The sequence below is a fragment of the Streptomyces geranii genome (assembly GCF_002954775.1).
GTDB classification, from domain to species: Bacteria; Actinomycetota; Actinomycetes; order Streptomycetales; family Streptomycetaceae; genus Streptomyces; species Streptomyces geranii.
Window position 1 is genome coordinate 648,188 of record NZ_KZ672952.1, and the last position, 25,952, is coordinate 674,139.

Here is a 25,952-nt window from a genome sequence, read left to right on the forward strand (position 1 = left end):
GCGGGTTACAGCAGCCCGTGGCGGGGCGGCTTCGTGCCGTTCAGGACGTAGCGGCCGATGTGCTGGACCTTCCAGCGGGCCGGGTCGTGCAGGGTGTGGGTGCGGGCGTCGCGCCAATGCCGGTGCAGGTTGAGGGAGTTGAGGGCGGAGCGGGTGCCCGCGACCTCGAAGAGGGCGCCGGTGACCTCCACTGCGGTGGTCGCCGCGTGCGCCTTGGCGACGGCCACGGCGATGGACGCCTCGGCCGCCGACTCGTCGGTGAGGTCGGCGCGGGCCGCGTCCACCGTACGGGCCGCCTCGCGCAGCAGCGCCTCGGACGCCCGCAGTTGGACGGCGAGTTCACCGAAGCGCTGGATCAGCAGCGGGTCCTCGGCGGCGGTCTCGGCGCCGCTCTCGAACCAGGGCCGGCTCTTGGTCCGGACGAACTCGGCGGCCTCGGCGAGCGCTCCCCCGGCGATGCCGACGTCGATGGCGGTGTGCAGCAACTGGGCGACGGCGCCGTGGAGTTGGGGCACCTGGAAGGTGAGGTGGTGCGGGAGGACCCGGTCGGCGGGGACGGGGACCGCGTCGAGCCGGACGGTGCCGCTGGCCGTCGTACGCTGGCCCATGCCGTCCCAGTCGTCCACGACCGTGAGGCCGGGCGCGTCGCGCGGGACGTACGCCACTTGGAGGTTGTCGTCCTCGGTGCGGGCGAGGACGGGTATCCAGTCGGCGAACAGGGCGCCCGTCGCGTAGTGCTTGACGCCGTTCAGTACGTACGAACCGTCCGGTCCCGGGCCCAGGCGGGTGCGGATGTCCTGGAGGTCTCTCGTCCCGGCCTCCGACTGGGCGTTGCCGAGCCGTCGGCCCGCGAGGAGTTCCGCGAAGAAGAACTCCCGTTGCTCCGGCGTTCCCTGACGGCGGATCACATTGACGTACGCGAAGTGGCTCTGCGGGATCTGGGCGAGGCTCGCGTCGGCCGAGGCGAGCAGGCGGAAGATCTCGGCGAGAGTCTCCTGGCGTACGTCCGCTCCCCCGTGCTCGGCGGGCACGGTGACCGCGAGCAGTCCCGAGGCGGAGAGCTGGTCCAACTCCGCGCGTGGGAGCCGCCGTTCGGCGTCCCGGGCGGCTGCCCCGGTGCGGAACTCGTCCGCCAGGGCCGCCGCGACGGTCAGGGCCTCCACGTCGTCGGTGATGACTTTCGCGGTCATGGGATCAGACCGCCGCGGCGAGGAGCGGGGTGCGGCCGAGCGCGGTGGAGAACTGGTCGAGGACCTGGGTGAGGGCCTGGGCGGTGGCCGGGGCGACGGCGATGGAGCCGTCCTCGTGGGCCGTGATGTCCTTGTCGAGGGTGAACCAGCCCTGGACGATGTGGGCGGCGCCCATGGAGTTGAGGACCGGGCGCAGGGCGTAGTCGATGGCCAGGACGTGGGCGGTGGAGCCGCCGGTGGCCAGCGGCAGCACGGTCTTGCCGGTGAGGGCGTACTGCGGGAGCAGGTCGAGCAGGGCCTTGAGGACGCCGGAGTAGGACGCCTTGTAGACCGGGGTGCCCACGACGACGCCGTCGGCGCGCGCGAACAGTTCGGTGGCCTCGACGATCGCCGGGTGCTTGAAGTCGGCGCCGAGCAACGCCTCGGCGGGGATGGTGCGGACGTCGAGCGGGATCACCTCGTGTCCCTGTGCGGTCAGCCGGGCGTCGAGGTGACGCAGGAGCTTTCCGGTGCGGGAGGAGACGGAGGGGCTGCCGGAGACGGACAGGACGGTGGCCATGGGTCCTCTTTCTGGAGGCTTTCCGGGGGCGATCCGGAGGTCGGGGTGGCCCCCCGCCGGCGGGGGGCCCCCCGGGGGGCGGGTGAGGGGGATCACGTGGGCGGGGGGGGGGGCGCTGGGGGGGGGGGGGGGGCGCCGCGGCCGGGCGCGCCCACCCCGGGGGAAGTGGTCAGGAGTACCAGGTGGGTTCGGGCAGTTCGCCTTCGAGGACCCAGCGGCCGACCTCGCGCCGCTTGTAGGCGACGGGGTCGTGCAGGGTGTGGGTGCGGACGTTGCGCCAGAACCGGTCGAGTCCCTCGCTGCTCGCCGTGGAGCGGGCGCCGGTCACCTCGAAGATCCGGTTCGCGATCTCCAGGGCGACATCGGTGGCGCGGGCCTTGACCGCGGCGACCCTGACCTCGAAGTCGCCGCGCGTCTTCGCGGTGACGGCGTCGGGGTCGTCGTGCAGCCGCTGCCCCTCGGCGGCGACCGCGTCGGCGAGCGCCTCGACCGCCCAGAGCTTGGCGGTCAGATCGCCGTAGGTGTCGATGACGTACGGCTCGTCGACGGCCCGCTCGTGTCCGCCGTGCAGCCAGGACCGGGACTTGGTGCGGGTGTAGCCGGCCGCCGTGTCCAGGGCGCCGCCCGCGATGCCGAGGTAGAAGTTGACGAACACCAGTTGGATGGTGGGGACGTTGAGGGTGTTGTAGGTGCGCGGCCGGAACTCCTTGCCGACGTATCCGGCGGCCGAGGACCACGGTGTGCGGACCCGGTCGAGGGTGACGCCGCCGCTCTCGGTGAGGCGCTGGCCGATGTTGTCCCAGTCGTCGTGGAAGGTCAGGCCCTCGGAGTCGGAGGGCACGATCGCGAAGACGTGCTGGTCGGTGCCTTCCAGGATGCCTTCGAGGACGGTGACGTCGGAGACCCTGCTGCCGGTGGAGAAGGACTTGCGGCCGGTGAAGAGGAGGTCGTCGCCGTCCTCGGTGACCACGACGTCCTTGTCGCGCGGGTTGACGGCCCCGCCGAAGAACCACTGGCCCCGGGCGGCCTCGGCCTCCACGTGCTCCCACTGTTCGCGGGTGCCGACCAACCGGGCGGCCCAGTTCCAGAGGTAGTGGTAGCCGAGGAGCTGGCCGATGGAGCCGTCGGCCTTGGCGACCTCGCGGACGACCCGGTAGGCGGTGGGCCAGTCCTGGCCCCCGCCGCCGTGCTCCGTGGGGCCGAGCAGGGTGACGAGGCCGGAGTCCTTGAGGAGGCGGACCTCGGCGTGCGGGGTCGCGCCGGCCTGGTCGCGTTCGGCGGCGTCCTCGGCGAGGACGGCGGCCACCTCGGTGGCGCGGGCGATCCAGTCCTGGGCGGTGTGCGGGGCGGGGCGGGTCCGCCAGTCGGCGGGCGTGGCGATGCTCATCTCGATGACCTCCTCAGACCTGGGCGGGCGCGGACTCGGGCGCGGACTCGTGGGCGGCGTCGGGCAGTTGGGCCTCCAGCTCGCGCACGAGCGGCAGCACCCGCTTGCCGAAGTACTCGACCTCCTCGTGGTAGTGCAGGAAGCCGAGGAGCAGCAGGTCGACGCCGAGCCTCTTGTACGCGACGATGCGCTCCGCGATCTGTTCCGGGGTGCCGATGAGGCCCGTACGGAAACCGTCGTTGTACTGGACGAGGTCCTCGAAGGTGGAGTCCTGCCACATGCCCTTGCCGTCGGCTGCGGACTGTCCGGCCTGCTTCACGGCCGCGCCGAAGCCCTCTACGGCTTCCCGGTCGGCGTTCGCGACGATCTCGCGGAGCGTGTCGCGGGCCTCGGCCTCGGTGTCGCGGGCGATCAGGAAGCCGTTGAGGCCGAACTTCGGTGCGCGGCGGCCGACTTGGGCGGCGGAGGCCCGTACGTCGGCGAGTTGCTCGGTGACTCCGTCGAAGTCCTTGCCGTTGGAGAAGTACCAGTCGGAGACCCGGCCTGCCATGGCGCGGGCGGCGGTGGAGTTGCCGCCCTGGAAGATCTCGGGGTGCGGGCGCTCGGGGGTGTTGAGGGGCTTGGGCTTGAGGGAGAAGTCGCGCAACCGGTAGAAGTCACCGGCGAGTTCGGTGTGGTCCTCGGTCCAGATCTGCCGGAGGGCCTGGATGAACTCCTCGGAGCGGCGGTAGCGCTCGTCGTGCTCCAGCCAGGGCTCACCGAGGGCGGTGAACTCGCCCTTGAACCAGCCGGATACGACGTTCACCGCGAAGCGGCCGTTGGACAAGTGGTCGGCGGTGGCGCCCAGTTTGGCGAGGACACCCGGGTGCCAGAGCCCGGGGTGGACGGCGGCGATGACCTTCAGGCGCTGGGTGGCAAGGAGCAGGGCGAGGCTGAAGCTGGTCGACTCGTGCTGGAACTCGGCGCCGTAGCTGGCCATGTAGCGGACCTGGCTGAGCGCGTACTCGAAACCGTTGTTCTCGGCGAGGACGGCGAGTTCGCGGTTGTAGTCGTAACCCCAGTCGGTGCGCTGCTCGATTCGGCTGGTGACGAGTCCACCACTGACGTTGGGGACCCAGTAGGCGAATTTCACGGGCTCTGTCGGAACGGGCTCTGCGGGAACGGCCTCTGCGGACATGCGGAACTCCTGTTGCGGAATGCGCTAGACGTTTCCGGGCACGCCGATTCCGGCCGGAGCGAAATCCGGCTGGATTTCAGGCGGTTGCGGAAAGGGCGCGGCGGATCGGGTCGGGGATCAGGCCGCAGTGCAACAGGAGGCGCTGGAGACGCGCGCGAGGTCGACGTGCCGTCGCCGCGTGAGGTCCAGTCGCTTATTCATGTCCTCGATCGTGACAGCCGCCGAAGAGGGCAGTCAAGGAAAACCCGACCGGTCTCGTATCGCGGACCACCTGATTTCACGAAGGCGTGACAGGGAAACCCTTGAACCGGCCGCCCGGCGGCCCGCATTCTGCTGCGGTGCGCATAGAGCAGCTGGAATACATCGCGGCCGTCACCCGGCTCGGTTCGCTGCGCCGGGCGGCCGAGGAACTCCGCCTCTCGCAGCCCGCGTTGAGCGAGACCGTACGCAATCTGGAACGGGAACTCGGGGTCGACCTGCTGGAGCGGAAACGGTCCGGGGCGACGATGAGCACGGAGGGCCGGGAGCTGCTGCCGCACATCGTCAACGTGCTGGACGCGGTGGACCGGCTCAGGGCGGCGGCGGGCGAACAGCACCGCATCAGCCGGATGGTGCGCGTCGGCACGGTGAACGCGGCGACGGTGCCGCTGCTCATCCCGGCCGTCCGGGAGTTCCGCGCGGCGCACGAGCTGACGCAGGTCGAGGTGGTGGACGTACAGCAGGCGGAGATCCACCGGGGGCTCACCGAGGGCGGTTTCGATCTCGGCCTGGTGAACCAGCTGGAGGGCGACGACGTGCCCGCCGGTTTCGAGAGCACCGTACTGCTGCGCGGACGGCCCGTGGTGTGCGTACGTCCGGACAGTCCCCTGGCGGCCCGGCCGTCGGTGTCGGTGGCCGATCTGCTCGCCGGGCCGCTGATCGCGATGCGCGCCGGCTATGTCATGCACCGCTATCTGCACCGGCTGATGGGCGGCGACGGCGCGGCCTTCGCGTACTCCACGGACGGCGCCGAGATGGGCAAGCTGATGGTCGCGGAGGGGCTCGGGGCGACCGTACTGCCCGACTTCAGCGTGATCGGCGATCCGCTGGAACGGGCGGGCATCCTCACCCACCGGCCGATCGCGGAGGACGACACCACCCAGGTGCTGCTGACGCTCCAGCGCCGCCGGGCGGAGTCCGTGCCGCTGGCCGCGCGGGACCTGCACGACGTGTTCGTGCGCCGGGCCCGCGAGCTGGGCGGGACACTCACCGTGCGGGACGGGGAGCCCAGCGTCACCGAACTACACATAAAGGAAAAGTAAGAGCAGAATGGGATAAAGCGGCGTTCACCGCACACCGCGTCGGACGCGGTACGGCCTGCACAGTCGAAGGAGACGAGTCATGGCCAACGTCTCGCCCACCAGAGGTGACATCTCCAGTCACCCTGACGTACACGAAATGCGGGCGCGGTACGCCCGTATGCTCGGCGGTCGCGATGTGGCGCTCGTGGACGGACCGGTGTTCCTCGTCGGTCTGTACTGCGCGGCATCCCCCTGGATCCTCCACTACACGACGAGCCAGCCCCCGCTCGTGACCCACAACCTGATCATGGGCATCGCGATCGGTCTGCTGGCCCTCGGCTTCACCAACACCCCCGAACGCATGTACGGCCTCAGCGGGGCCCTGTGCGCGATGGGTATCTGGATGATCGTCTCGCCGTGGATCGTCGGCGACAGCCCTGACGCCGGTGTCGTGCTGAACAACATCATCATCGGCGCCCTGGCCCTGTTCCTGGGGCTGCTGAGTGCGGGCGCGACGGCGAAGAGCTCCAACAGGTCATAACCCGGAAGCGGGCCCGGTCCTCGGAGGGGACCGGGCCGCTCGCCGTCCGGCCCACGGTTCAGCTCACGTTGAGCGCCGTGTCGTCGATGACGAAGGACGTCTGGAGCACGGAGCCCTCGACGCCGGTGAACTTGACGGTGACCGTCTGCCCCGCGTAGGCGCTGAGGTCGAAGCTGCGCAGGGTGTAGCCACTGGCCGCGTTGAGGTTGGAGTAGGTGGCGAGGGTCGACAGCACCGTGCCGCCGCTGTTGAGGACCTGCGGTTTGAGGGTGTCGTACGCCGTCGAGGTGGTCGTCTCGGCGGTGTCGATGTGCAGATAGAAGCTCAGGGTGGCCGAGCAGCCGGACGGGATCGTCACCGACTGGGCGAGCGTGTCGGTGTGGGCGGAGGCGTAGCCGTTCAGCCAGGCCTTGTAGGAGCCGGTACGGGCGGCCTGGCTGCTGGAGCTGGTGATGACTCCGCTGGTCGCGGTCCAGGACGAACTGCCGGACTCGAAGCCGGGGTTGGCGAGCAGCTGGGCCGCGGTGCAGTCGCCGTCGCCGCCTCCGTCGTCCCCGCCGTCGTCGTCGGTGGCGCCGGAGAGCCAGGCCGTGGCGTTGAGGGCGAGTTCGGCGTTGGTGCCGGCGGTGTCGTTCCAGCCGTCGTACAGGGTGTTGCCGGACTGGCCGGTGCCGTCGTCGATCGGGGAGCTGTCACCCCAGAAGGCGACCCGGCCGCTGCCGAAGGTGCTGGTGGCGAAGAAGGCGCCGGTGTTGCCGGAGTAGCCGGTGCGGTAGACGAGGCCTTTGACCGAGGAGTTGGCGGAGGGGCTGAGGGTGGCCGTCGTACCGCTGCGGATGATGCTGCCGGTGACCGTGCCGAAGGAGCCGTTGAGGACCGGGTCCGTGCTGCTGGAGACGGCGCTCGGGTCGTCGGTGCTGACGTTGAGGGTGTCGACGGTGAAGCCGAAGGGGTTGGTGCCGTCGACGCTGTTGTTGCTCATCAGGTCGTTGATGATCTCGACGGCGTCCTCGCCGTCGTTGTTGCGGTCGGCGCCGGTGTGGTCGGAGACGAGGAAGAGTCCGCCGCCGTTCTGCACGAAGGTCATCACGGCGGTCTTCTCGGCCGTGGAGAGCAGGACGTTCGGCTCGGGAAGCACGAAGGTGTCGAAGTTCTGCAGGTCGGTGGCGGCCGAGGTGCCGTAGGTGATGGTGCCGCCGGAGGCGAGCGTCTTCAGCGAGTAGTCGCCGGTCCGCTGCAGGGCGACGCCCCAGGCGGAGATCGCGCCGGTCCAGTCGGTCTCGGAGGTCGGGGTGGAGTCCTGGCCCAGCGGGTCCGGCTGGCTGGTGCTGATGATCCAGTCGGCGTTTCCGGCCGTCTCCGCCTTGGAGTTGTCGAACAGGACGCGGTGCGCGGTGGCCGCCTCGGCCGGGGCGGCCGTGGACAGCTGGACGACGGCACCGGCACCGAGGAGACCGAACACGGCCACGGCCGTGGTGACTCCGGAACCGAGTCTTCGCTGCGGGGAGTTTCTGAACGAGGGCATCCGGCGAACCTCCGTCTGGGGTGGGAAGAGGTTGTGCGAGGAGCGAGTCTCCGCGCGTAGAACGACCATCGACGGTCTCCCGCGCAACGCAATGTTGAAATGTACATGACGATTACGAGGCTGAACAGACTGTCCCGGCCGGCAGCGGGCAGTAGTTCAGACACAGGCAATGCGGCATGGAGGGGCGGAAATGACGATCTCCAGCATCATCGGCGCCATCATCATCGGCACCGTCATCGGTGTACTGGGCCGACTCGTCGTCCCGGGACGCCAGCGCATCGGCATCCTCTGGACGATCGGGGTCGGCATCGTGGCCGCGCTCATCGGATCGGCGATAGCCGCCGGATTCGACGTGGCCGACACGGACGGCGTCGACTGGGTCGAGTGGCTCATCCAGATCGGCCTCGCGGCCTTCGGCGTGGCCGCGCTGGACCGGGCGAAGGCGCCGGGGCGCGGCAGGGGCAGCAGGCGGCACTGAGAATTCCGTTGCGGGCACTGAGCGAAGGGCGTTAGACAGGCCCGGCGGAGTCCTGTCGGCGCTTCCCCGCGCCTCCAAGGGGCGCGGGGAAGCGCGTGACCAGCCACGACGGATCTGCAGCCGAAGTGCCGCCGCCACTCACCGCCACGGAGACGACTTGCCCCCACGCATCACCGCCCTCACCGACCCCGACGTCAGCGCGTCGAGCCGAAGGCTCGCCTGGCTGGCCGCGGCCCCGGACGGCACCCCGCTCGGCTCGGCCTTCCTGCGCCTGTTGACCAGGGCGGGCCAGGAGCACCTGGCCGAGCTGGAGATCGCGGTCCATCGCGCCGAACGCCGACAGGGGGTCGGCAGCGGCCTTCTAGAAGCGGCCGTGGCCACGGCCCGGAGCGAGGGCAGACGGTCGGTGGTGGCACAGGCCGAGGAGGACTCCCCCGGCGACCGTTTCCTGGCGGACCGGGGTTTCCGCCGGGTGCTGACACTGACGTACGCCCGGCTGGTGCTGGCCGACGCCGACCTCGCGGAGATCACCCGGGTCGCCGAACTCCCGCATCCCGGTTACCGGTTGACTTCCTGGGAGGGCACCGTGCCGCCCGAGCTGGCGCGGAGCTACGCCGACTCGCGCCGAGCCATGGACGACATGCCGATGGAGGACACCGACTACGGCACGGTGGTCTGGGACGTCGACCGCGTCCTGGCGGCGGCCGAGGCCGTCGCGAAGCGCGGCGATCTGCTGCACACCGTGGCCGCGCTGGACGCGGCGGACGGTTCGGTGGTCGGCTTCTCCGAGCTGGTGACCCCGGGCGACGGCCGCGGCGACGCCCAGCACTACGGCACGGCCGTACTCCCCGAGCACCGCGGCCACGGCCTGGGCCGCTGGATGAAGTCCGAGTCGATCCGCCGGGCCCGGGCGGCCCACCCCGGCCTGACGGGCCTGCTCACCGACACGGCGAGCAGCAACGCGCCGATGCTGGGCATCAACGCGGAACTGGGTTACGTACCCACGCATCGGGCGGTGGAGTTCCAGCTCGACCTGTGAGGCCGCGGGCGACCTCGCTCCCCGTGTCGGCCGACGCCCCCCTCAGGCCTCGTACACGTACGGCGTCGTGGTGGTGAGCGGTTCGAAGCCCAGGCGCTCCAGGACGGGTCTGCTCTGATGGGAGGCGTCCACCTGGAGGTAGCGGTAGCCGCGTTCGACGGCCGCGCGGGCGCGGTGGGCCACCAGCGCGCGGTAGATGCCCTTGCCGCGCCAGCTCTCCACCGTGCCGCCGCCCCACAGGCCCGCGAACCTGGTCCCGGGGACAAGTTCCATGCGGGCCGCGCTCACCGGTTCCTCGCCGGCCAGTGCCACCACGGCCACGACCGTGTCCGGTTCGTCGGTCAGACGGGCGAGGAGTTGGCGTCGCAGGCGGGAGCTGTCGGTGCCGAAGGCCTTCTCATGGACGTCCGCCACCAGGTCGACGCCCGCCCGGTCGGTCACCGGGGCGATCCGGATGCCCTCGGGCGGCTCCGTCTCGAAGGTCAGGGCGGAGACCTCGCCGATCATCAGCGTCTCCTCGGGCTCGGGCGTGAACCCCGCCGCCCGCAGCCGCTGCCCCAGGTCGATGGGGAAGTCGTGGCCGTAGAGCTTCCACTCGAACTCGTGCCCGAGGGCGGTGTAGTGGCGGATCTGCTCGGCGATCGCCTCCTCGGCGGTGTCCGCGTCGAGGTCGGACCAGACCACTCCGTTCCACCCCTGGGCGTCGGCGACCTGGCGCACAACCCCGCCCACCCGTTCGATCCGGGCGTCCGGCCCGTCTGGCTGGGCCCCTTCGCGCATGTCCCGGTCGTAAAGGGCGAGCACTCCTGCATGATCCATGCCGTAACTCCAGCATCCCGCTGCCGCAAGCGCAACGGTATTGACGGCTGCGATACGTCACCCTGCCAGTGGTTCGCATACGCGAAGACCGATTCGGCCGGGCTGCGGCGACATTCCGCCGTCGCCCTGCCTCGCCCGCCGTACGGACGTACCCTGCACCCGGAAACCGCACCACGAGGAGGACCGGTCGGTCATGGTGAAGAGCGACGAACTGCCCTATCTGCGCCGCTGTGTGGAACTGGCCGCCGAGGCGCTCGCGGCCGGTGACGAGCCGTTCGGCTCCGTCCTGGTGGGCGAGGGGGGCGCGGTCCTCGCCGAGGACCACAACCGGGTGGCCTCCGGCGACCGCACCCGCCACCCCGAGTTCGAGCTGGCCCGCTGGTCCGCCGCCCATCTGACCCCGGAGCAGCGGGCGGCTGCCACCGTCTACACCTCCGGCGAGCACTGCCCGATGTGCGCCGCCGCGCACGCCTGGGTGGGCCTCGGACGGATCGTGTACGTCGTCTCCGCCCGGCAACTCACCGACTGGCTCGACGAGTTGGGCGTCCCGGCCGCCCCCGTACGCCCCCTGTCCGTCAACGAGGTCGCGCCCGGGGTGACGGTCGAGGGGCCGGTGCCCGAGTTCGCCGAGCAGATGCACGCCCTGCACCGGCGCTTCCACACCGGGTCCACCCAACAAGGCTGACGGGTACGGGAGTTCGCCGCTAGCCCAGTTCGAGCGTGGTCACCCCGAAGACCCGCTCCCGCGCGAACTCCCGTACCGGGCCCGTGTACATGCGTGCCGTCTCGAAGGACGGTGTGAAGCCGGCCTCCGCCACCAGCGCGACGGCGGCCGTGTTGGGCTCGGGCACGTCGATCGCGACCTCCGTCCCGGCCGCGTCGCCGGTCAGCGCGGCGAACAGGGCCCGGGCGTCGTCGGGCGTGTCGGCGAAGAGCGGGCCGATGCGGGGCGCGTCATGGCCGGGGCGGACGACTCCGTAGCCGGTGACGGAGCGGTTCCCGGAACCGTCGTCCGCCGCCTCGCACACGAAGGCACGGTGACCCGGCGCCGTCAGCCAGTACGCCAGGAAACGGGGGCGGTCGGCGGGCGTGCAGAGGGTGTCGTACGCCGCGATCGCCGCCAGGTCCTCCTGTCGTACGGGACGCACGCGCGCCGGGACGTCGGCGGCGGGGGCGGTTCCGGTGAAGCGGAGGGTGCGGTGGGCCGGTGCGAAGCCGGAGCGGCGGTAGTTGTCCTGCTGGGCGACTACGCCGTCGAGGCCGACGGTACGGGTGCCCGCATGGGCCAGCGCGGTCTGCCAGGTGGTGAGGCCGTAGCCCCGGCCGCGCAGGTCCGGGCGGACCAGATAGAAACCCAAAAAGGCGTACGCGTCACCGTAGTTGACGACCGAGATCGCCGAGACCGGCTCCCCGTCGAACCCGCCGAGCCGTCCGACGAAGAAGCCCTCGGGGTCCTGGGCGAAGAACCCGGCCGTGTCCGACAGCCCCGGATTCCAGCCCTCGTCGGCCGCCCATCCGGTGACCACCGGCCAGTCCTCGGGCGTGGCCCGGGTGACGACCAGGTCTTCGGGGCCTGGGGAGACCGGGCGGGCGGAGGAGGTCATGGGGTGTGCTCCGTTCCGTTCCATGGGGGGATACGACCCCATCCGACCATGACTCCTGGGTGCCGTGCGACCACCCAGTGTCACCGCCGCCTCTGCCCGGCCGCCGGGAGGCGAGCCCCTGGGCGCCCGCTTATCGTGTTCGAGGGCGTCGTCCCGGTCCGCAGCCGGAACCCGTCCAGGGAGGCATTCATGCGGTCCGCGTACCGACGCCGGGCGCTCGCCTCGGCCGCGGCGCTCGCCCTGCTCGGGGCTGGCCCGCCGGCGGTGGCCGCGGCGGCCGACGAGCCCCGCCTGTCCCGCTTCTACGACCAGGAGATCGACTGGTCGGTCTGTGCCGCGGGCGCCGTGGACGAACCGCCGACGGACGGCTTCCAGTGCGGCAAGGTCACCGTGCCGCTCGACTACGCGAAGCCCGACGGCGCCACCATCGAACTGGCGATGGCCCGCTACCGGGCGACGGGCGAGTCGCGGGGTTCCGTGCTGCTGAACTTCGGCGGTCCCGGAGGTCCGGGCGTCAGCCAACTCGCCTATGACGGCAAGGACTTCATGGGCCTGACGAACGGCTACGACGTGGTCACCTTCGACCCGCGCGGCGTCGGCCGGTCCTCCCCCGTCAGCTGCGGCGAGGGCATGGACGCGGACGCCGAAGTCGTCGGCGACGACAACGGGGAAGACGGCGAGAACCCGCGTGTCGTCCTCGAACAGCTGCGCAAGGCAGTCCGGGCGTGCGTCAGGCACTCCGGGCCGGTCCTGCGGCACATCGGCACCGTGAACGCCTCCCGCGACCTCGACGTGATGCGTGCGGCCCTCGGCGACAGGAAGCTCAACTACCTCGGTTTCTCGTACGGGACCCGGCTCGGCGCGGTGTACGCGGCCCAGTTCCCGGGGAAGGTGGGCCGGTTCGTCCTGGACGGCGTCGACACGCTCACCGAGTCGCTCGCCGAGCAGGGGCTCGCGGGCGCCGCAGGACAGCAGACCGCGCTGGAGGCCTTCCTCGCCTGGTGCGTGACCGACATCGCCTGTCCGTTCGGCCAGGACGTGCGGGTCGCGAGGCAGCGGGTCGTCGACCTGGTGGACTCGCTCGACCAGGACCCGCTGCCGACCGGCTACGGCGACCCTTTCTCCGGGCAGGACCTGGTGGGCGCCATCGGCCAGGGGCTCTACAGCAAGCGGATGTGGCCGCCGCTGGAGCGGGCGCTGGCCGGACTGGTCGAGGACGGGGACGCGTGGGGGGTGATGGGCTTCGCCGGGCGAGGTGTGGCGGTTCCGCCGAGGCAGAGTCCCGTACGGCCTCGGTCCGTGGACCGGAGTCCCGCGGGCCTGAGTCCTGTGCGCCTGAGTCCTTCTCCGCCCTCCGACGGGCGGCTGGTCGACGAGGCGGAGGTGCCGATCGACAACTTCCCCGCCGCGCTGATGGCGATCAACTGCGCGGACGACCCCGACCGGCCCACCGCGGCCCGGATCACCGAGGATCTCGCCGCGCTGCAGGCGTCGTACGAGAAGGCCTCCCCGGTGTTCGGCCGCTACCGGCTCACCGAGGTACTGACCTGCTACGGCCGACCCAAGGGCACGGACTTCATCCGGACCCGGGTGCGGGACGTCGACGCCCCGCGGATGCTGCTGGTGGGCACGCGCGGCGACCCGGCCACGCCGTACCGCTGGACCACGGAGACGGCCGCGCGGCTGGGCTCGTCGGCGGTCGTCCTCGACAACAAGGGCGAGGGGCACACCGGGTACGCGTCCTCCAAGTGCGTGCACCGCAAGGTCGACGCCTTCCTGCTGTACGGCTCCCTCCCGGCCGACGGCAGCTCCTGCGGCGCGGACGAGGCCTACTGAGGGCCCCTGGCGCCGCTACTGCTCCCGGCCGCCCTCGCCGCCCGTGGACGGGGCACCGAGGAGGTCGGACAGGCCGCGGTCGACGGCGTCGCCGAGGTCCTCTCTCCCGGCCGCCACGACGGCGAACGTCCGCAGCAGGAAGCGGCGCAGGGCCGGGGTGTCGAACTGGAGCAGGGCCAGGCCGTGCGGCGAGTGCAGCTCCAGGACCGTGCGCGCGGGGCCGCAGGGCCAGATGTGGACGTCGCCGCCCCCGGCGGGCCGCCGTACGCCCTCCTCCAGGAGGCTCCGGGCAAAGGTCCAGCTCACCCCCTCGCCGTCGAGGGCGACCTCGGCGGGGAAGTCGATGTGCACGGCCAGCGGATCGGTCGAGGCGTAGCGGAGCGTGGCGCGGACGGGGAGCTCCTGCTCCTCCGAGGTGATCAGGCGTGCGCGCGCGGGCTGTTCGAGGGTGACGTCCATGGCAGTCTCCGCTCCGGTTCGGGTCGACGATGGCGATGCCGACGCGTTGTGCCGACGTGGTGTTACGACCCCGAAATGGCCCCTCCGATTACGCGGATCCAGCAGCTTTTATTGTGAGCTGCATCACTAACGTGCGCGGTTTTCCACGAGGAACGCGATCCTCCGGGCGATTCAGGGGCAACCTGGCGGTGCGCCCCGGCAACACCTGGCCGCCAATCGCACAAAAGGTCGTCGAACACACGACTGAATGAGATGCCACTCATCTCCATCGGTCCATCAAGTCACGTACCCCGCCTACGACTTGATCCACCCGACGCGTACCGTTTCCGCACGAGGAAAACCGGCCGAGAAGACTGTGGCATATGCCAGAAGCACCACCGCATCGGGTGTTGCCAAATCCCTTACAGGGCGTCGCAGGCTGTGCAACAGTCGTAACCGGTCCTTCCTTCACCCTTGGTCGTACCGTCCCTTCATCGGAGTGCGTCATGCCGCCCCATCTCTCCGCGGACCGTCCAGCCGCCCAGCCGCCGCCGAGCGGCTCGGTCGAGGCGCTCATAAGCCAGGCCCGCCGGCTCAAGGGCGACGTGGACGCCTCGCGACGGGACACATCGGCCGACGGCTCGGACCCGCAGGGCCGCTGGCAGCGCGCCCTGTACGACCTGGCCCTGCATCAGCTCGACGACCTGGACGAGCACCTGGCCCAGCTGCGGGACGGCCCGCAGCCGCTGCCCGAGGCCCCCGCGCCCGCCGACGCACCGCCCGCCGTCCGAGCCGTGCCGACCGCTCCCCGGCGCGGCTCGCTCCTCAGCCGGGTCGGCAGCGCGGAGTGGAACCTCCTGACGGACGAGGCCAGTTGGTCCGGTGAGCTGTACCAGATCCTCGGCCGGGACCCGGCCGCCGAGCCGCTCACCCTCGACGAACTGCCGTCCCTGGTCCTCGACGAGGACCGGCGCAGGCTCACCGTGATGGTCACCGACTGCCTGATCGACGCCAAGCCGATCGACGGCGAGTTCCGCGTCGTCCGGCCCGACGGCGGCGTACGGACCGTGCACATGATGGGCGAGCCCGTGCTCGCCGCCGACGGCAGCACCGCCTCCATGTGGGCCGTGCTGCGGGACGTCAGCGAACTGCGCCGCAGCCAGCGGACGGTGAGCGAGACCCGTGACTCGTTGCAGCGTCACCGGCACCACGCGCAGTCCGAGCGCCGGCTCGCGGTCGAGTTGCAGGAGGCCGTGCTGCCGCCGTGGCGCGGCTCCCTGCGGCTCCCGCGCCAGGGACCGCAGGCCCTGGACCTGGCCGCCCACTACCTCCCCTCCTCGACGAGCGCGCTGATCGGCGGCGACTGGTACGACGCGCTCGAACTGGCCGACGGCGACACCCTGTTGAGCGTCGGCGACCTCACCGGGCACGGGGTGACCGTGACTTCGGGCATGGCGATGCTGCTCGGCGCGCTGCGCGGCATGTCCGTGGCGGGCACCCGACCGGGCCAACTCATGTCCTGGCTCAACCAGTTGCTCGACGCCGCCGTCCAGCCCGCCCTGGGCAGCGCGATCTGCTGCCGCTACCGCCCCGCGACCCGCACCCTCACCTGGGCACAGGCGGGACACCCCGCCCCGCTGCTGTTCCGCGGCGGGACGGGGCGTGTGCTGAACCCGCCGAGCGGCGTGCTGCTCGGCGCGACCTCGGGTGCCGTCTACGGCGAGGCCGAGGAGACCCTGGAACCGGGCGATGTGCTCCTCCTGCACACCGACGGACTGGCGCCCGGACACTGGGAGGACAGCTCCGCCGCGGACCGCCTGCTGGCACTCGCCCCGCGCTTCGGCGAGGCGCGGACCGCGCAGGAATGCGTCCGGGCGGTGGTGGAGGAGTTCGGCGAGACCGAGCGGGAGGACGACGCCTGCGTACTCGTCGCCAAGGTGGCCCCGTAGCGGTCTCCGTAGAAGCCTGCGGGGGCTGAACCCCACAGTAGTCGGCCCCGCAGCAGTCGGCTGGGCCCTAGACCCGCCCGGTGTTGCCGCCGCCTCTCCCCTTCGCCTGCCTCGGCAGCGACAGCTTGATCTCCTCGCGGAGTTCGTTGATCTTCGGGTAGCTGGAGTACTGGGCGGTGAGCCGGTACATCTCGCGCAGCCGGTCCCAGGTGCGGTGGGAGGAGTTGTCGCCCATCGACATCAGCGCCAACCGCGCGTAGTTCGCGGCCTGTTCGGGGTCGTCCGCGATGAAGCAGGCGGAGGCCATGGACAGGTAGTCGAAGATCCTCGACCGCTGGCGGGTCTCGACCCGGATCTCCAGGGCCTTCACCGCGTAGTACTGGGCGTGCACGGCCGCGCCCGGCTCGTGCTCGGCCAGGGTGCGGTAGGCCAGGGCCTGCATGCCGTACAGGTCCTCCGCCGTGAACAGCTGCATCCAGCTCGGCGGCGGCACATCGCCCTTGTCGGAGACGAAGAGGTCCTCCGCCTGGCCGAGGGTGCGGCGCATCGCCTGGCCGTGCCCCATCGACGCCTGCGCCCAGGCCTCGACGGTGTGCAGCATGGCCCGGGTCCGGGGCAGGGTCTCCTCGCCCGAACCGGAGTTGGCGAGCTTCATGAGGTCGAGCGCGTCGTCCGGGCGGCCCAGGTGCACCATCTGCCGGGCCGCCCGGGAGACCGCCTCCCCGGCGCGCGGGCGGTCGCCGCCCTCCCGGGCCGCGTGGGCGGCGATGACGAAGTACTTCTGGGCCGTGGGTTCCAGGCCGACGTCGTGCGACATCCAGCCCGCCAGGACGGCGAGGTTGGCGGCGACGCCCCACAGGCGCTGCTGGATGGGTTCGGGGTGCCGGTAGGCGAGCATGCCGCCCACCTCGTTGAGCTGACCCACCACCGCCTTGCGCTGGAGTCCGCCGCCACGGGCCGCGTCCCATTTGCGGAACACCTCGACCGCGGTTTCCAGTTCCTCGATCTCCTGCCACCCGATGGGGGCGGCCTCGTACCGGTCGAAACCGGCAGGGTCAGCGGTATCCGTGTGCAACGGGTTGTCGAGATCGGGTGCGTCGGCGGAGAGGGTCGGGTCGGTGTGCAGCCAGTCGTGCATGGCACTGCTGAGTGCGGAGCCTGCGGTGAGCGCGACGCCCGCACCCACCAAGCCGCGTCGGTTGAGCATGAGGTCCATTCCCGTGAATTCGGTGAGGACCGCGGCAGTCCGCCCGGGCGTCCACGGCACACCGTCGGGAGCTTCAGCGCTCCCGGCGCCCGGCCGTTTTCCCACACGCCCGTGCCGGACCAGACCTAAGTCCTCTATGGTCACGACACGGCCGAGCCGCTCGGTGAACAGGGCTGCCAGTACGCGTGGCACCGGATCACGCGGGATCTCTCCCGTGTCGATCCACCGCCGCACCCGCGAGGTGTCGGTCGCCAGCTGGGGGTGGCCCATGGCCGCCGCCTGCCGGTTGACCAGTCGCGCGAGTTCGCCCTTGGACCAGCCGGCCAGGCCGAACAGGTCCGTCAGACGAGTGTTGGGTTGTCCGCTCACGTCAAGCCCCCAGGTTCTCGGCTGAGTTGACAGTAACCGTCTGTCAGTTGCTGAGCGACTATTCGCCAGGGTTCGCCAGGGCTCGCCAGATGGTGTGCCACTGGTCAACGGGTGTCGGGTAGGAATGCGCCACCCCGACCCGGTCGCCATCCTGTTACGGCAGGAACACTCCCCAGGGTGTACCGGAGCGGCCGGGCCGGGCGGCGCACGACCGACGCAGGCACACGAAGGGATCTGTTTCGCCCATGTACGCAGCATCGTCCTCCGTGTCCGCCCCTCCCCGGCTGCTGCACCCTCGCCCGGGTGGCAGCGGCCCCTACCTCGACCCCGCGCGGCAGGCGGCCCCCGCACTCGGTGCCGGTGCCGCCCGCGCCCGGCGGCTGCCGGGAATCGGTACGCAGCCGCTGAGCGGGAGACTCGACCTGTCCGGCGCCCAGGGCGCGCAACTGCGCACGGCGATCGCGTCGGTGCACCGGATCTGCCCGGAGTTCGCCCCGGTGCAGGTGCTGCGCCGCAGCGGACGCTCGGTGCTCCTGGTCGGGACGACCGGGCGGAGCACGGCCGTCGCGAAGTGTTTACTGGACCAGTCCCCGGCCTGGGCCGAACGCATCCGGCACGAAATAGCCGCCTACCGCTCGTTCGTCCGGCACCGCCCGCCCGTGCGGGTGCCCCGGCTGATCGCGGCGGACCCGGACAACTGCACCCTGGTCATCGAGCGGATGCCGGGCCGGGTGGCGGCCCTCCAGCGGCATCCGGCCGAGGCACCGCCCCGCGCCGACATCCGGGCGGCGCTGGGCGCCATCTGCCGGCTCAACGCCTGGCGTCCCCCGGCGGGCACCTTCGACGCCCCGCTGGACTACGCGGCCCGCATCTCCCGGTTCCACGAACTGGGTCTGCTCACCGACCGGGACATGGGCGACCTCCAGAAGCTCGTGCACGGCATCGCGCACTCGGCCGGCCGCCAGGGCATGGGCCAGTTCTGCCACGGCGACGCACTCCTGTCCAACATCCTCCTCTCACCGGCCGGTCCAGTGCTGGTGGACTGGGAGCACGCGGGCTGGTATCTGCCGGGGTACGACCTGGCCACGCTGTGGGCGGTCCTCGGTGACGCGCCGGTGGCCCGGCGCCAGATCAGCCAGCTCGCCCAGGCGTCGGGACCGGCGGCGCGGGACGCCTTCCTGGTGAACCTGATGCTCGTACTGACCCGCGAGATCCGTACGTACGAGCTGGCCGTCCAGCGCTCGATGCACGAGACGACCCCGGCGGCACCGGGCCCGGCCCACCCGGGTGCCGTGCCGTCCGGCGAGGAACAGCGCCTGCTGCTGAGGCGGCTGCACGACGACTGCCAGATGGCCCGCCGGGCCGTCCGAGCGGCGGTCGGCACCCGCTGACCACGACGAAGGCCCGCGAAGCGCCCGGACAGGGGCGCGGCGCGGGCCTTCGTCGTGGGCGGACGGGAAGCGCGATCGGGCGCGAAACGCCGCACGCACCTTCATTGACATGGGAACTCACCGGCCTCTGGGCATGATTGACGGATCGTCGGGCAACCGATAGCACTGGTTTACGTATCGGCCCCGCACGCTCCCCCACACCCCCTGTCCCAGGAGGCCGCCTTGCGAGGTTCAGCCGACCCCATCTGTCCCACCGATCCAGGGCGCGGACGGCTGCGCAGAAGCGCCGGTGCGCTCGCCTCGGCGGCGCTGCTGCTGCCGCTGCTCGGCGCGGCCCCGGCCAACAGCGCCGCCCCCGACACCCGGCTGCAGAGCGCCTTCGCCACTGCGGCGGAGCGGTACGACGTGCCGCAGGGTGTCCTGCTCGCCGTCTCCTATCTCCAGTCCCGCTGGGACTCGCACGCCGGGGCGCCCAGCGTCACCGGCGGCTACGGCCCGATGCATCTCACCGACGCCCGCACCGCCCTCGCCACCGCCGCGCACCACAGCGAGGGCACGGAGGACGCGCGCGGCGACAGCGCCCGCCCGCCCCTGCACCCCACCACCGAGGTGCCGACGCAGTCCGAACTCCCGCCCCGCCTGCGCACGTTGACGAAGGCGGCGGAGCTGATCGGCCTCCCGCCCGAGCAGCTCCGTACCGACCCGGCGGCCAACATCGCCGGCGGCGCCGCACTGCTGGCCGCCGCCCAGCGCGACCTCGCCGAGCCGCTGTCCGCCGACCCGGCGGACTGGTACGGCGCGGTAGCCCGCTTCTCCGGCGCCGACGACACCGCGACGGCCGCCGCGTACGCCGATGACGTGTACGACGTCCTGCGCACCGGCGAGCGGCGCACGACCGACGCGGGACAGCGGGTCGCCCTCGCCGCGCGGCCCGAACTGGCGCCCGACACCGGCCAGTTGCGGCGGACGGGGCTGCGGACGGTGTCCGCCGAGGGCACCGAGTGCCCGGTGACGGTGTCCTGCGAGTGGATTCCGGCTCCGTACGAGCAGTTCGGCGACAACGACTACGGCAACCACGACCTGGGGAACCGGCCTGCCTCCCAGAGCATCCGGTACATCGTCGTCCATGACACCGAGGGCGCCTGGGACGGCGTGCTGAACATGGTCCAGGACCCGACCTACGTGTCCTGGAACTACACGCTGCGCTCGACGGACGGGCACATCGCGCAGCATGTGAAGGCGAAGGACGTGGCCTGGCACGCGGGCAACTGGTACGTCAACGCCAAGTCGATCGGCCTGGAGCACGAGGGCTTCCTCGCGAACCCGGACGCCTGGTACACGGAGGCGATGTACCGGACGTCGGCCAGGCTGGTGCGGTACCTCGCGGCGAAGTACGGCATCCCGCTGGACCGCCAGCACATCCTCGGCCACGACAACGTGCCGGGTCCGACCACGTCCACGGTCCCCGGGATGCACACGGACCCGGGCCCGTACTGGGACTGGCAGCACTACTTCACCCTGATCGGCCGCCCGTTCGAGCCGACGGCCCGCCGGGGCGGTGACAGCGGTGTGGTGACGATCCGCCCGGACTACGCGACGAACCGCCCGGTGTACACGGGCTGCGTCACGGCGGGCCAGCCGTGCGCGGCCCACGGTTCGAGCGAGGTACGCCTGTACTCCCAGCCGGACACCACGTCGGCGCTCGTCAAGGACATCGGGACACACCCCTCGGGCGACGGCACCTCGTCGACCGGCGTCAACGACGTCGGGTCGCGGGTCTCCACCGGCCAGCAGTACGCGGTGGCGGAGCGCAGGGGCGACTGGACGGCGATCTGGTACCTGGGCCAGAAGGCCTGGTTCCAGAACCCGCCCTCGAACCCGACGGCGGTGAACGCGACCGGCGCGGTGGTGACCCCGAAGGACGGTCTGACGGAGATCCCGGTGTACGGCAGGGCGTACCCGGAGGCCTCGGCCTACCCGGCGGGCGTCCCGGCACAGGCGGTCTCACCGCTGCCGTACAAGCTCCTCGCGGGCCAGAAGTACGTGGCCGGGGACAAGGTGCCGGGCGAGTACTACTACGCGGTCACCTTCGACACGGCGTCGCACCGGGTCGTGGTGGGCAAGGAGCAGTACTACGAGATCCAGTACGGCCACCGGGTGGCGTACGTGAAGGCGGCGGACGTACGTCTGACGTTCGCCTGAGGGACGTACGAAGGCGGGAACACGGGAACGCGCGGCGGGGGGGGGGGGGGGGCCCGGCCACCCCCCCCCCCCCCCCGCGCGTCACGTGACTGCTAAGGCCTACTGGGTCTGGAAAAGCTCCGCGGGCAGCGGCTTCAGGAGCGCGTAGAGATCGTCGGTGATGGGACGGTCCCAGGCCGCGATGGTCACGAGGACGTTGTCGCTGCGGTCGAACTGCACGCAGGCGATCCGGCTCTCGGAGAGCTTGAGGCGGCGGACGATCAGGAGGTTGTCGCCCTGCATCACCGGGACGTCCTCGGTGCCGACGACGGTGACCTCCTCCTCGTTCTCCAGGGCCAGCAGCAGCTGGGCCACCTCGAACGGGACCTCGTCCTCGGCGACGTCACGGGCCGGGGAGCCCTCCGGCAGATTGCCGATGACCATCGCGGGACCACGGCCGCCGAACAGGTCGTAGCGCAGGAACACGCCCTGGCAGCTGCCGTCGGGCGCGGGCAGCAGGCCCGCGCCCAGATTGCCGGGCCAGTCGCCCGGATCCATGGCCAGAACATCGAAGTCGGGGCCGGCGGGAGTGGCGCTGCGGCGGCGGAGGAACGACATACAGCCATGGTACGGGTCCTGCCGAACCCCCACGTCCCTCGGGCGGCCCTCTAACCGACCTCTTGACCCTGCTTGTGCCGTTCGTGATGACGGGCGACGCGGGCGCGGTTCCCGCAGGAGGGCTTGCACCACTCCTGGCGTGGGTGTTCCTTGAGGAAGTAACGCACGCAGCGGGGTGCGTGGCAGGCCCGCAGCCGGGCCCGGTCGGGACCGGCGAGAAACCCGACGGCGGCCCGCGCGAGCACGGCCACGATCTCGCCGTCGCCCTGCACGCCCCGGTGACGCACGACGGGTTCGGCGCCATCGACCCAGTCGAGCACGAGCACGGTGGGCGTACGGGCGGCGGCATCATTGAGCCGCCGCAACGCCTCGGGCAGTGGCAGCAGCCGCGCCGCATCGGCCGGGCTCGGTTCGCCGGGGCGGACCGCGCGGGCGAAGAGGGTGCGGACGGCGGCGCGGAGTTCTCGTACGGCGGTCAGGGTGGCCTCGTCGGCGACGAAGCGGGGGGTGTTGGGCAGGGTGTCGGGGTGGGCGCGTACCCAGGCGGTGAGGGTGGTGGGGTCGGTGAGGGCGTCGGTGAGGGCGAGGTCCAGGGTGAGCTGGGCGTCGCTGGGGATCGGGTCGCGCATGAACTAATGCTAAACCCGACCCCACCCATTAACCCGACTTTTCTCCGCCCCCGCCGCCCCTACCCGTCCCATCCTTCGGGGGCTCCGCCCCCGAACCCCCGCTCCTCAAACGCCGGAGGGGCTGAATACCCAGCCCTAGCGGGGGTCTGGGGGCGCAGCCCCCAGGGATGGGACGGGTAGGGGCGGCGGGGGCGAGGAAATCCCAGGGCACGCCGGATCTCAGGTCAGGTCGAACTCCCCTTCCCGTGCCCCCGACACGAACGCGCCCCACTCCGCGGGCGTGAAAATCAGGGAAGGGCTGTGCGGGCGGCCACTGTTTCGCATCGCGATGAATCCCTCGACAAAGGCGATCTGGACATCCCCGCGCCCACTGCTGCTCGACTGCCAGTCGGCGTTGCTGAGGTCCAGCTCCGGCTTGTCCCAGCCCGCGAGCGGGTGCTCCTGGATCGTGCTCTCGGCCACGTCCGTGCTCCTCCCGGTTTCGTCGTCCGCGGGCCAGCCTAGCCATCGCTTCCTGCCGCCGACAGGCCACGTGAGGGGGATGCTTCAGGAGGTGGGCGGTTCGCTGCCGACGAGCCACATGGAAAAGAACTGGGAGCCGCCGCCGTAGGCGTGCCCGAGGACCCGGCGAGCCCCGTCCACCTGGTGTTCTCCGGCCAGCCCCCGCACCTGAAGCGCCGCTTCCGCGAACCGGATCATGCCCGAGGCACCGATCGGATTGGTGGACAGAACACCCCCCGACATGTTGACGGGGAGATCGCCGTCCAGCTCCGTGACCCCGGACTCCGTCAGCTTCCAGCCCTCCCCCTCCGCCGCGAACCCGAGGTTCTCCAGCCACATGGGTTCGTACCAGGAGAACGGCACGTACATCTCGACGGCGTCGATGTCCCGGCGCGGGTCGGCGATCCCGGCCTGCCGGTACACGTCGGCCGCGCAGTCCATCCCCGCCTTCGGCGACACCGCGTCCTTGCCCGCGAACAGTGTCGGTTCGCTGCGCATCGCGCCGCCGTGCAGCCAGGCCGGCCGGCGCGGCGAGCGGGCCGCTCCGGCGCGGTCCGTGAGGACCATCGCGACGGCGCCGTCCGAGGAAGGGCAGGTCTCGGAGTAGCGGATCGGGTCCCACAGCATCGGCGACGCCTGGACCTTCTCCAGCGTGATGTCGTGCTCGTGCAGATGCGCGTACGGGTTCTTGAGCGCGTTCCGCCGGTCCTTGTACGCGACCAGCGAGCCGACCGTGTCGGGGGCGCCGCTGCGTCGCATGTACGCACGCACGTGCGGGGCGAAGAAGCCGCCCGCCCCGGCCAGCAGCGGCTGCTGGAAGGGGATCGGCAGGGACAGGCCCCACATGGCGTTCGACTCGGACTGCTTCTCGTAGGCCAGGGTGAGGACGGTGGCGTGGACCCGGGACCTGACGAGGTTGGTGGCCACCAGCGCCGTCGACCCGCCCACCGAGCCCGCCGTGTGCACGCGCAGCATCGGCTTGCCCACCGCGCCGAGCGCGTCGGCGAGATACAGCTCCGGCATCATGACGCCCTCGAAGAAGTCGGGCGCCTTGCCGATCACGACGGCGTCGATGTCGGCCCAGGTCAACTCCGCGTCCGCGAGGGCCCGTTGAGCTGCTTCGCGCACCAGCCCGGCCATCGACACATCCCGGCGGGCCGCTACGTGCCTGGTCTGGCCGATCCCGACGACCGCCACGTGTTCACTGGGCATGACGGGGCTCCCCTTCGAGTACGGCGACCAGGTTCTGCTGGAGACAGGGCCCGGAGGTGGCGTGGGCGAGGGCCCGGTCGGACTCGCCCCGGTGGATACGGGCGGCGGCCTCGCCGATGCGGATGAGCCCGGCGGCCATGATCGGGTTGGCGGCGAGGGCACCCCCGGACGGGTTCACCCGGACGTCGTCACCGAGCCGGAGTGCTTTCCTCAACACCACCTCCTGCGAGGTGAACGGCGCGTGCAACTCCGCGGTGTCCACGGGGCGTTCGAAGGCGCCGGCCTTCTCGGCGGCGAGCCGGGTCGAGGGCGAGTCGGTCAGCTCGCGTACGCCGAGGGAGTGGGCCTCGATGCGGTGGTCGATGCCCCGGATCCAGGCGGGCCGCTCGCACAGTTCCCGGGCCCGGTCACCGGCCGCGAGGATCACCGCGGCGGCCCCGTCGCCGATCGGCGGACAGTCCCCGGTGCGCAGCGGACGTACGAGATAGTCCCCTTGCGGCACCGAACCACGCAGCTGGGCATGCGAGTTGGCCTCGGCGTCCGCGCGGCTCCGGGCGGCGACGGCGGCCAGCGCGGGTTCGTCGGTGTAGCCCTCGTCGATCAGCGCCTGGGCCTGGAGTGCGGCGAGCGCCACGGAGTCCGGCCACAACGGCGCCACGTAGTACGGGTCGAGCTGCCGGGTCAGGACGTCGCGGACCGAGCCCGGCGAGGACTTGCCGTACGAGTAGACGAGGGCCGTGTCGGTGTCGCCGGTCAGGAGTTTGGTCCAGGCCTCGTACAGCGCCCAGGCCCCGTCCATCTCCACGTGCGACTCGGAGATCGGCGGCCAGGCGCCGACGCCGTCGAGGGCGAGGGTGAAGGAGAAGGCGCGGCCGGCCAGGTAGTCGGAGGAGCCGGAGCAGGTGAAGCCGATGTCGCTGGTCTTCAGCCCGGTCCGGTCGAGCACCTCGTGCAGGACCGGCATGAGCATCTCGACTTCCGACAGGTCCTCGCTGGTGCGCCGGTGATCGGTCTGCGCGAAGGCGACGACGGCGATATCGCGGGTCACAACAGTTCCTTTCACAGCAGTTCCTTGAACGTCTCGTAGTCCGCGTCGGGTTCGCCGGTCGGCCGGTAGTGGTCGGGGTAGCCGCCGCCTTCCGTCCACACCGGTTCGACGCGCAGGCCCATGCGCACCTGGTCGTAGGGGATGCCGCCGATCCGGCCGTGCAGGGCGAGGTCGGCGCCGTCGAGGGCGATGTGGGCGTAGACGTACGGCACTTCGATGTCGAGGTTCTTCGCCTTGATGTTGACGATGCAGAACGTGGTGACCGTGCCGCCTGGCCCCACCCGGACCTGCTCGGAGGTGGCGACACCGCAGGTCGGGCAGGCGCCCCTCGGCGGGACGTACACCTTCCGGCAGGACGGGCAGCGTTCGCCGACGATCCGGCGGTCGGCGAGGGCGGTGATGTAGGCGGTCTGGGCGCGGCCGGGCGAGTAGGTGTAGTCAAGGCGGGCCTGGGCGACGATGCCGGTCACCATCGACTCGAACTGGCCTTCGTGGGCGGGCGGTTCGCCCGCGCTCGGGCTGTCGTGCGGTTCGAAGCAGGCGATGTCCGTGATGGCGCCGGTGCGTTCCGGCGCCCAGCGGACGCGGACGCGCATGCCGGTGTGGACGGCGTCGGGGCCGGGGGCGTCGAGGACGTGCAGGAGGGCCGTGTCGGCGCCGTCGAGGCGGACCAGGACCCAGGCGAAGGGCGTGTCGAGGGGCTGACCCCGGCGCGGGGCGTGGTTCCAGGCCCAGGTGGTGACGGTGCCGGTGGGGGCGACCTCGACCAGGTCGCGCAACTCGTCGGCGGTCACCGGGTCGTACTCGACGGGCGGGACGAGGACGCGGCCGTCGGTGGTGCGGACGCCGAGGACGACCCGTTCGCGCAGGCCGGTGAGGAAGGCGCTCTGGACGGGGCCCAGGGAGCGGGTGAAGGGGAATTCGACGACCAGGGGGGCTTTGAGGATCTCGGTGGTCATCCCGGGAACTCCTTC

25 protein-coding genes are annotated in these 25,952 nt (G+C 71.4%); 9 read left to right on the forward strand and 16 right to left on the reverse strand.

Annotation, left to right across the window (positions count from 1 at the left end):
* Window positions 1-5 precede the first annotated feature (5 nt).
* From CW359_RS02700 to CW359_RS47490, 5 genes are all read right to left on the reverse strand, one after another.
* Window positions 6-1,190, reverse strand: a complete 1,185-nt coding sequence (locus tag CW359_RS02700) for an SfnB family sulfur acquisition oxidoreductase (RefSeq protein WP_105968034.1) — start codon at window positions 1,188-1,190, stop codon at window positions 6-8.
* A 4-nt stretch (window positions 1,191-1,194) separates the two neighbouring features.
* Window positions 1,195-1,749, reverse strand: coding sequence for an NADPH-dependent FMN reductase (gene ssuE / locus CW359_RS02705; RefSeq protein WP_105968035.1), 555 nt, complete (start codon window positions 1,747-1,749; stop codon window positions 1,195-1,197).
* Window positions 1,750-1,918: 169 nt separating this feature from the next.
* Complete coding sequence (locus CW359_RS02710) at window positions 1,919-3,136, reverse strand: acyl-CoA dehydrogenase family protein (RefSeq protein WP_105968036.1); 1,218 nt, start codon at window positions 3,134-3,136, stop codon at window positions 1,919-1,921.
* A 13-nt stretch (window positions 3,137-3,149) separates the two neighbouring features.
* On the reverse strand, window positions 3,150-4,313 hold the full coding sequence (gene sfnG, locus CW359_RS02715) for a dimethylsulfone monooxygenase SfnG (protein ID WP_105968037.1): 1,164 nt from the start codon (window positions 4,311-4,313) through the stop codon (window positions 3,150-3,152).
* A 117-nt stretch (window positions 4,314-4,430) separates the two neighbouring features.
* Entirely contained in the window at window positions 4,431-4,514 is an 84-nt protein-coding gene (locus CW359_RS47490) for a putative leader peptide (protein WP_408647446.1), read from the reverse strand.
* A 137-nt stretch (window positions 4,515-4,651) separates the two neighbouring features.
* On the opposite strand from CW359_RS47490, the gene CW359_RS02725 reads away from it, so the two are divergent.
* Together CW359_RS02725 and CW359_RS02730 are read left to right on the forward strand one after the other, a co-directional pair.
* Window positions 4,652-5,614: a LysR family transcriptional regulator gene (locus CW359_RS02725; RefSeq protein WP_198655044.1), complete on the forward strand. Its 963-nt coding sequence runs from the start codon at window positions 4,652-4,654 to the stop codon at window positions 5,612-5,614.
* A 79-nt stretch (window positions 5,615-5,693) separates the two neighbouring features.
* On the forward strand, window positions 5,694-6,134 hold the full coding sequence (locus tag CW359_RS02730) for an SPW repeat protein (RefSeq protein ID WP_105968039.1): 441 nt from the start codon (window positions 5,694-5,696) through the stop codon (window positions 6,132-6,134).
* 58 nt (window positions 6,135-6,192) lie between these two features.
* Here CW359_RS02730 and CW359_RS02735 read toward each other — a convergent pair whose 3' ends face one another.
* A complete protein-coding gene (locus CW359_RS02735) occupies window positions 6,193-7,659 on the reverse strand; it encodes a M6 family metallopeptidase (RefSeq protein WP_105968040.1) in 1,467 nt (488 codons plus the stop codon).
* A gap of 190 nt (window positions 7,660-7,849) precedes the next feature.
* On the opposite strand from CW359_RS02735, the gene CW359_RS02740 reads away from it, so the two are divergent.
* The gene (locus CW359_RS02740; RefSeq protein WP_105968041.1) at window positions 7,850-8,137 is read left to right on the forward strand and encodes a GlsB/YeaQ/YmgE family stress response membrane protein; all 288 of its coding nucleotides are present in this window, start codon (window positions 7,850-7,852) and stop codon (window positions 8,135-8,137) included.
* A 157-nt stretch (window positions 8,138-8,294) separates the two neighbouring features.
* Window positions 8,295-9,176, forward strand: coding sequence for a GNAT family N-acetyltransferase (locus CW359_RS02745; protein ID WP_105968042.1), 882 nt, complete (start codon window positions 8,295-8,297; stop codon window positions 9,174-9,176).
* Between the two features lie 42 nt (window positions 9,177-9,218).
* On the opposite strand, the gene CW359_RS02750 is transcribed toward CW359_RS02745, so the two are convergent.
* On the reverse strand, window positions 9,219-9,995 hold the full coding sequence (locus CW359_RS02750; RefSeq protein WP_105968043.1) for a GNAT family N-acetyltransferase: 777 nt from the start codon (window positions 9,993-9,995) through the stop codon (window positions 9,219-9,221).
* A gap of 193 nt (window positions 9,996-10,188) precedes the next feature.
* Here CW359_RS02750 and CW359_RS02755 point away from each other — a divergent pair, with 193 nt between their 5' ends.
* The gene (locus CW359_RS02755; RefSeq protein WP_105968044.1) at window positions 10,189-10,680 is read left to right on the forward strand and encodes a nucleoside deaminase; all 492 of its coding nucleotides are present in this window, start codon (window positions 10,189-10,191) and stop codon (window positions 10,678-10,680) included.
* Window positions 10,681-10,699: 19 nt separating this feature from the next.
* Here the strand turns inward: CW359_RS02755 and CW359_RS02760 are convergent, their stop codons facing one another.
* The gene (locus tag CW359_RS02760; RefSeq protein ID WP_105968045.1) at window positions 10,700-11,599 is read right to left on the reverse strand and encodes a GNAT family N-acetyltransferase; all 900 of its coding nucleotides are present in this window, start codon (window positions 11,597-11,599) and stop codon (window positions 10,700-10,702) included.
* A 189-nt stretch (window positions 11,600-11,788) separates the two neighbouring features.
* Between CW359_RS02760 and CW359_RS02765 the strand changes: the two genes are divergently transcribed.
* Window positions 11,789-13,435, forward strand: coding sequence for an alpha/beta hydrolase (locus CW359_RS02765; protein WP_105968219.1), 1,647 nt, complete (start codon window positions 11,789-11,791; stop codon window positions 13,433-13,435).
* Between the two features lie 15 nt (window positions 13,436-13,450).
* Here the strand turns inward: CW359_RS02765 and CW359_RS02770 are convergent, their stop codons facing one another.
* On the reverse strand, window positions 13,451-13,894 hold the full coding sequence (locus CW359_RS02770; protein ID WP_105968046.1) for an SsgA family sporulation/cell division regulator: 444 nt from the start codon (window positions 13,892-13,894) through the stop codon (window positions 13,451-13,453).
* 485 nt (window positions 13,895-14,379) lie between these two features.
* Here CW359_RS02770 and CW359_RS02775 point away from each other — a divergent pair, with 485 nt between their 5' ends.
* Window positions 14,380-15,822, forward strand: a complete 1,443-nt coding sequence (locus tag CW359_RS02775; protein WP_105968047.1) for a PP2C family protein-serine/threonine phosphatase — start codon at window positions 14,380-14,382, stop codon at window positions 15,820-15,822.
* Between the two features lie 67 nt (window positions 15,823-15,889).
* Here CW359_RS02775 and CW359_RS02780 read toward each other — a convergent pair whose 3' ends face one another.
* Entirely contained in the window at window positions 15,890-17,398 is a 1,509-nt protein-coding gene (locus CW359_RS02780) for a DNA-binding protein NsdB (RefSeq protein WP_105968048.1), read from the reverse strand.
* 245 nt (window positions 17,399-17,643) lie between these two features.
* Here CW359_RS02780 and CW359_RS02785 point away from each other — a divergent pair, with 245 nt between their 5' ends.
* Complete coding sequence (locus tag CW359_RS02785) at window positions 17,644-18,789, forward strand: aminoglycoside phosphotransferase family protein (RefSeq protein ID WP_105968049.1); 1,146 nt, start codon at window positions 17,644-17,646, stop codon at window positions 18,787-18,789.
* 222 nt (window positions 18,790-19,011) lie between these two features.
* Complete coding sequence (locus CW359_RS02790) at window positions 19,012-20,991, forward strand: N-acetylmuramoyl-L-alanine amidase (protein WP_105968050.1); 1,980 nt, start codon at window positions 19,012-19,014, stop codon at window positions 20,989-20,991.
* Window positions 20,992-21,090: 99 nt separating this feature from the next.
* Here the strand turns inward: CW359_RS02790 and CW359_RS02795 are convergent, their stop codons facing one another.
* From CW359_RS02795 to CW359_RS02820, 6 genes are all read right to left on the reverse strand, one after another.
* A complete protein-coding gene (locus tag CW359_RS02795) occupies window positions 21,091-21,588 on the reverse strand; it encodes a hypothetical protein (protein WP_105968051.1) in 498 nt (165 codons plus the stop codon).
* Window positions 21,589-21,638: 50 nt separating this feature from the next.
* Window positions 21,639-22,217 carry a CGNR zinc finger domain-containing protein gene (locus CW359_RS02800; RefSeq protein WP_105968052.1) on the reverse strand — a complete coding sequence of 193 codons (579 nt, stop codon included), beginning with the start codon at window positions 22,215-22,217 and terminating at the stop codon, window positions 21,639-21,641.
* A gap of 219 nt (window positions 22,218-22,436) precedes the next feature.
* The gene (locus tag CW359_RS02805) at window positions 22,437-22,679 is read right to left on the reverse strand and encodes a DUF397 domain-containing protein (protein ID WP_055523791.1); all 243 of its coding nucleotides are present in this window, start codon (window positions 22,677-22,679) and stop codon (window positions 22,437-22,439) included.
* Window positions 22,680-22,763: 84 nt separating this feature from the next.
* Window positions 22,764-23,930 carry a thiolase domain-containing protein gene (locus tag CW359_RS02810; protein ID WP_105968053.1) on the reverse strand — a complete coding sequence of 389 codons (1,167 nt, stop codon included), beginning with the start codon at window positions 23,928-23,930 and terminating at the stop codon, window positions 22,764-22,766.
* Window positions 23,920-24,978, reverse strand: a complete 1,059-nt coding sequence (locus CW359_RS02815) for a thiolase domain-containing protein (protein ID WP_105968054.1) — start codon at window positions 24,976-24,978, stop codon at window positions 23,920-23,922. Before CW359_RS02815 ends, CW359_RS02810 begins: the two co-directional genes overlap by 11 nt.
* 11 nt (window positions 24,979-24,989) lie before the next feature.
* Window positions 24,990-25,937, reverse strand: coding sequence for a Zn-ribbon domain-containing OB-fold protein (locus CW359_RS02820; protein WP_105968055.1), 948 nt, complete (start codon window positions 25,935-25,937; stop codon window positions 24,990-24,992).
* Between the last annotated feature and the right edge of the window lie 15 nt (window positions 25,938-25,952).

What these genes read in the sequence shown, in the direction of transcription:
- CW359_RS02785 (WP_105968049.1), top strand. Translation starts at nt 17,644, where the DNA reads ATGTACGCAGCATCGTCCTCCGTGTCCGCCCCTCCCCGGCTGCTGCAC.
- ssuE (WP_105968035.1), bottom strand. Translation starts at nt 1,749, where the DNA reads ATGGCCACCGTCCTGTCCGTCTCCGGCAGCCCCTCCGTCTCCTCCCGC.
- CW359_RS02735 (WP_105968040.1), bottom strand. Translation starts at nt 7,659, where the DNA reads ATGCCCTCGTTCAGAAACTCCCCGCAGCGAAGACTCGGTTCCGGAGTC.
- CW359_RS47490 (WP_408647446.1), bottom strand. Translation starts at nt 4,514, where the DNA reads ATGAATAAGCGACTGGACCTCACGCGGCGACGGCACGTCGACCTCGCG.
- CW359_RS02740 (WP_105968041.1), top strand. Translation starts at nt 7,850, where the DNA reads ATGACGATCTCCAGCATCATCGGCGCCATCATCATCGGCACCGTCATC.
- CW359_RS02710 (WP_105968036.1), bottom strand. Translation starts at nt 3,136, where the DNA reads ATGAGCATCGCCACGCCCGCCGACTGGCGGACCCGCCCCGCCCCGCAC.
- sfnG (WP_105968037.1), bottom strand. Translation starts at nt 4,313, where the DNA reads ATGTCCGCAGAGGCCGTTCCCGCAGAGCCCGTTCCGACAGAGCCCGTG.
- CW359_RS02770 (WP_105968046.1), bottom strand. Translation starts at nt 13,894, where the DNA reads ATGGACGTCACCCTCGAACAGCCCGCGCGCGCACGCCTGATCACCTCG.
- CW359_RS02800 (WP_105968052.1), bottom strand. Translation starts at nt 22,217, where the DNA reads ATGCGCGACCCGATCCCCAGCGACGCCCAGCTCACCCTGGACCTCGCC.
- CW359_RS02820 (WP_105968055.1), bottom strand. Translation starts at nt 25,937, where the DNA reads ATGACCACCGAGATCCTCAAAGCCCCCCTGGTCGTCGAATTCCCCTTC.
- CW359_RS02775 (WP_105968047.1), top strand. Translation starts at nt 14,380, where the DNA reads ATGCCGCCCCATCTCTCCGCGGACCGTCCAGCCGCCCAGCCGCCGCCG.
- CW359_RS02760 (WP_105968045.1), bottom strand. Translation starts at nt 11,599, where the DNA reads ATGACCTCCTCCGCCCGCCCGGTCTCCCCAGGCCCCGAAGACCTGGTC.
- CW359_RS02795 (WP_105968051.1), bottom strand. Translation starts at nt 21,588, where the DNA reads ATGTCGTTCCTCCGCCGCCGCAGCGCCACTCCCGCCGGCCCCGACTTC.
- CW359_RS02750 (WP_105968043.1), bottom strand. Translation starts at nt 9,995, where the DNA reads ATGGATCATGCAGGAGTGCTCGCCCTTTACGACCGGGACATGCGCGAA.
- CW359_RS02700 (WP_105968034.1), bottom strand. Translation starts at nt 1,190, where the DNA reads ATGACCGCGAAAGTCATCACCGACGACGTGGAGGCCCTGACCGTCGCG.
- CW359_RS02755 (WP_105968044.1), top strand. Translation starts at nt 10,189, where the DNA reads ATGGTGAAGAGCGACGAACTGCCCTATCTGCGCCGCTGTGTGGAACTG.
- CW359_RS02730 (WP_105968039.1), top strand. Translation starts at nt 5,694, where the DNA reads ATGGCCAACGTCTCGCCCACCAGAGGTGACATCTCCAGTCACCCTGAC.
- CW359_RS02810 (WP_105968053.1), bottom strand. Translation starts at nt 23,930, where the DNA reads ATGCCCAGTGAACACGTGGCGGTCGTCGGGATCGGCCAGACCAGGCAC.
- CW359_RS02765 (WP_105968219.1), top strand. Translation starts at nt 11,789, where the DNA reads ATGCGGTCCGCGTACCGACGCCGGGCGCTCGCCTCGGCCGCGGCGCTC.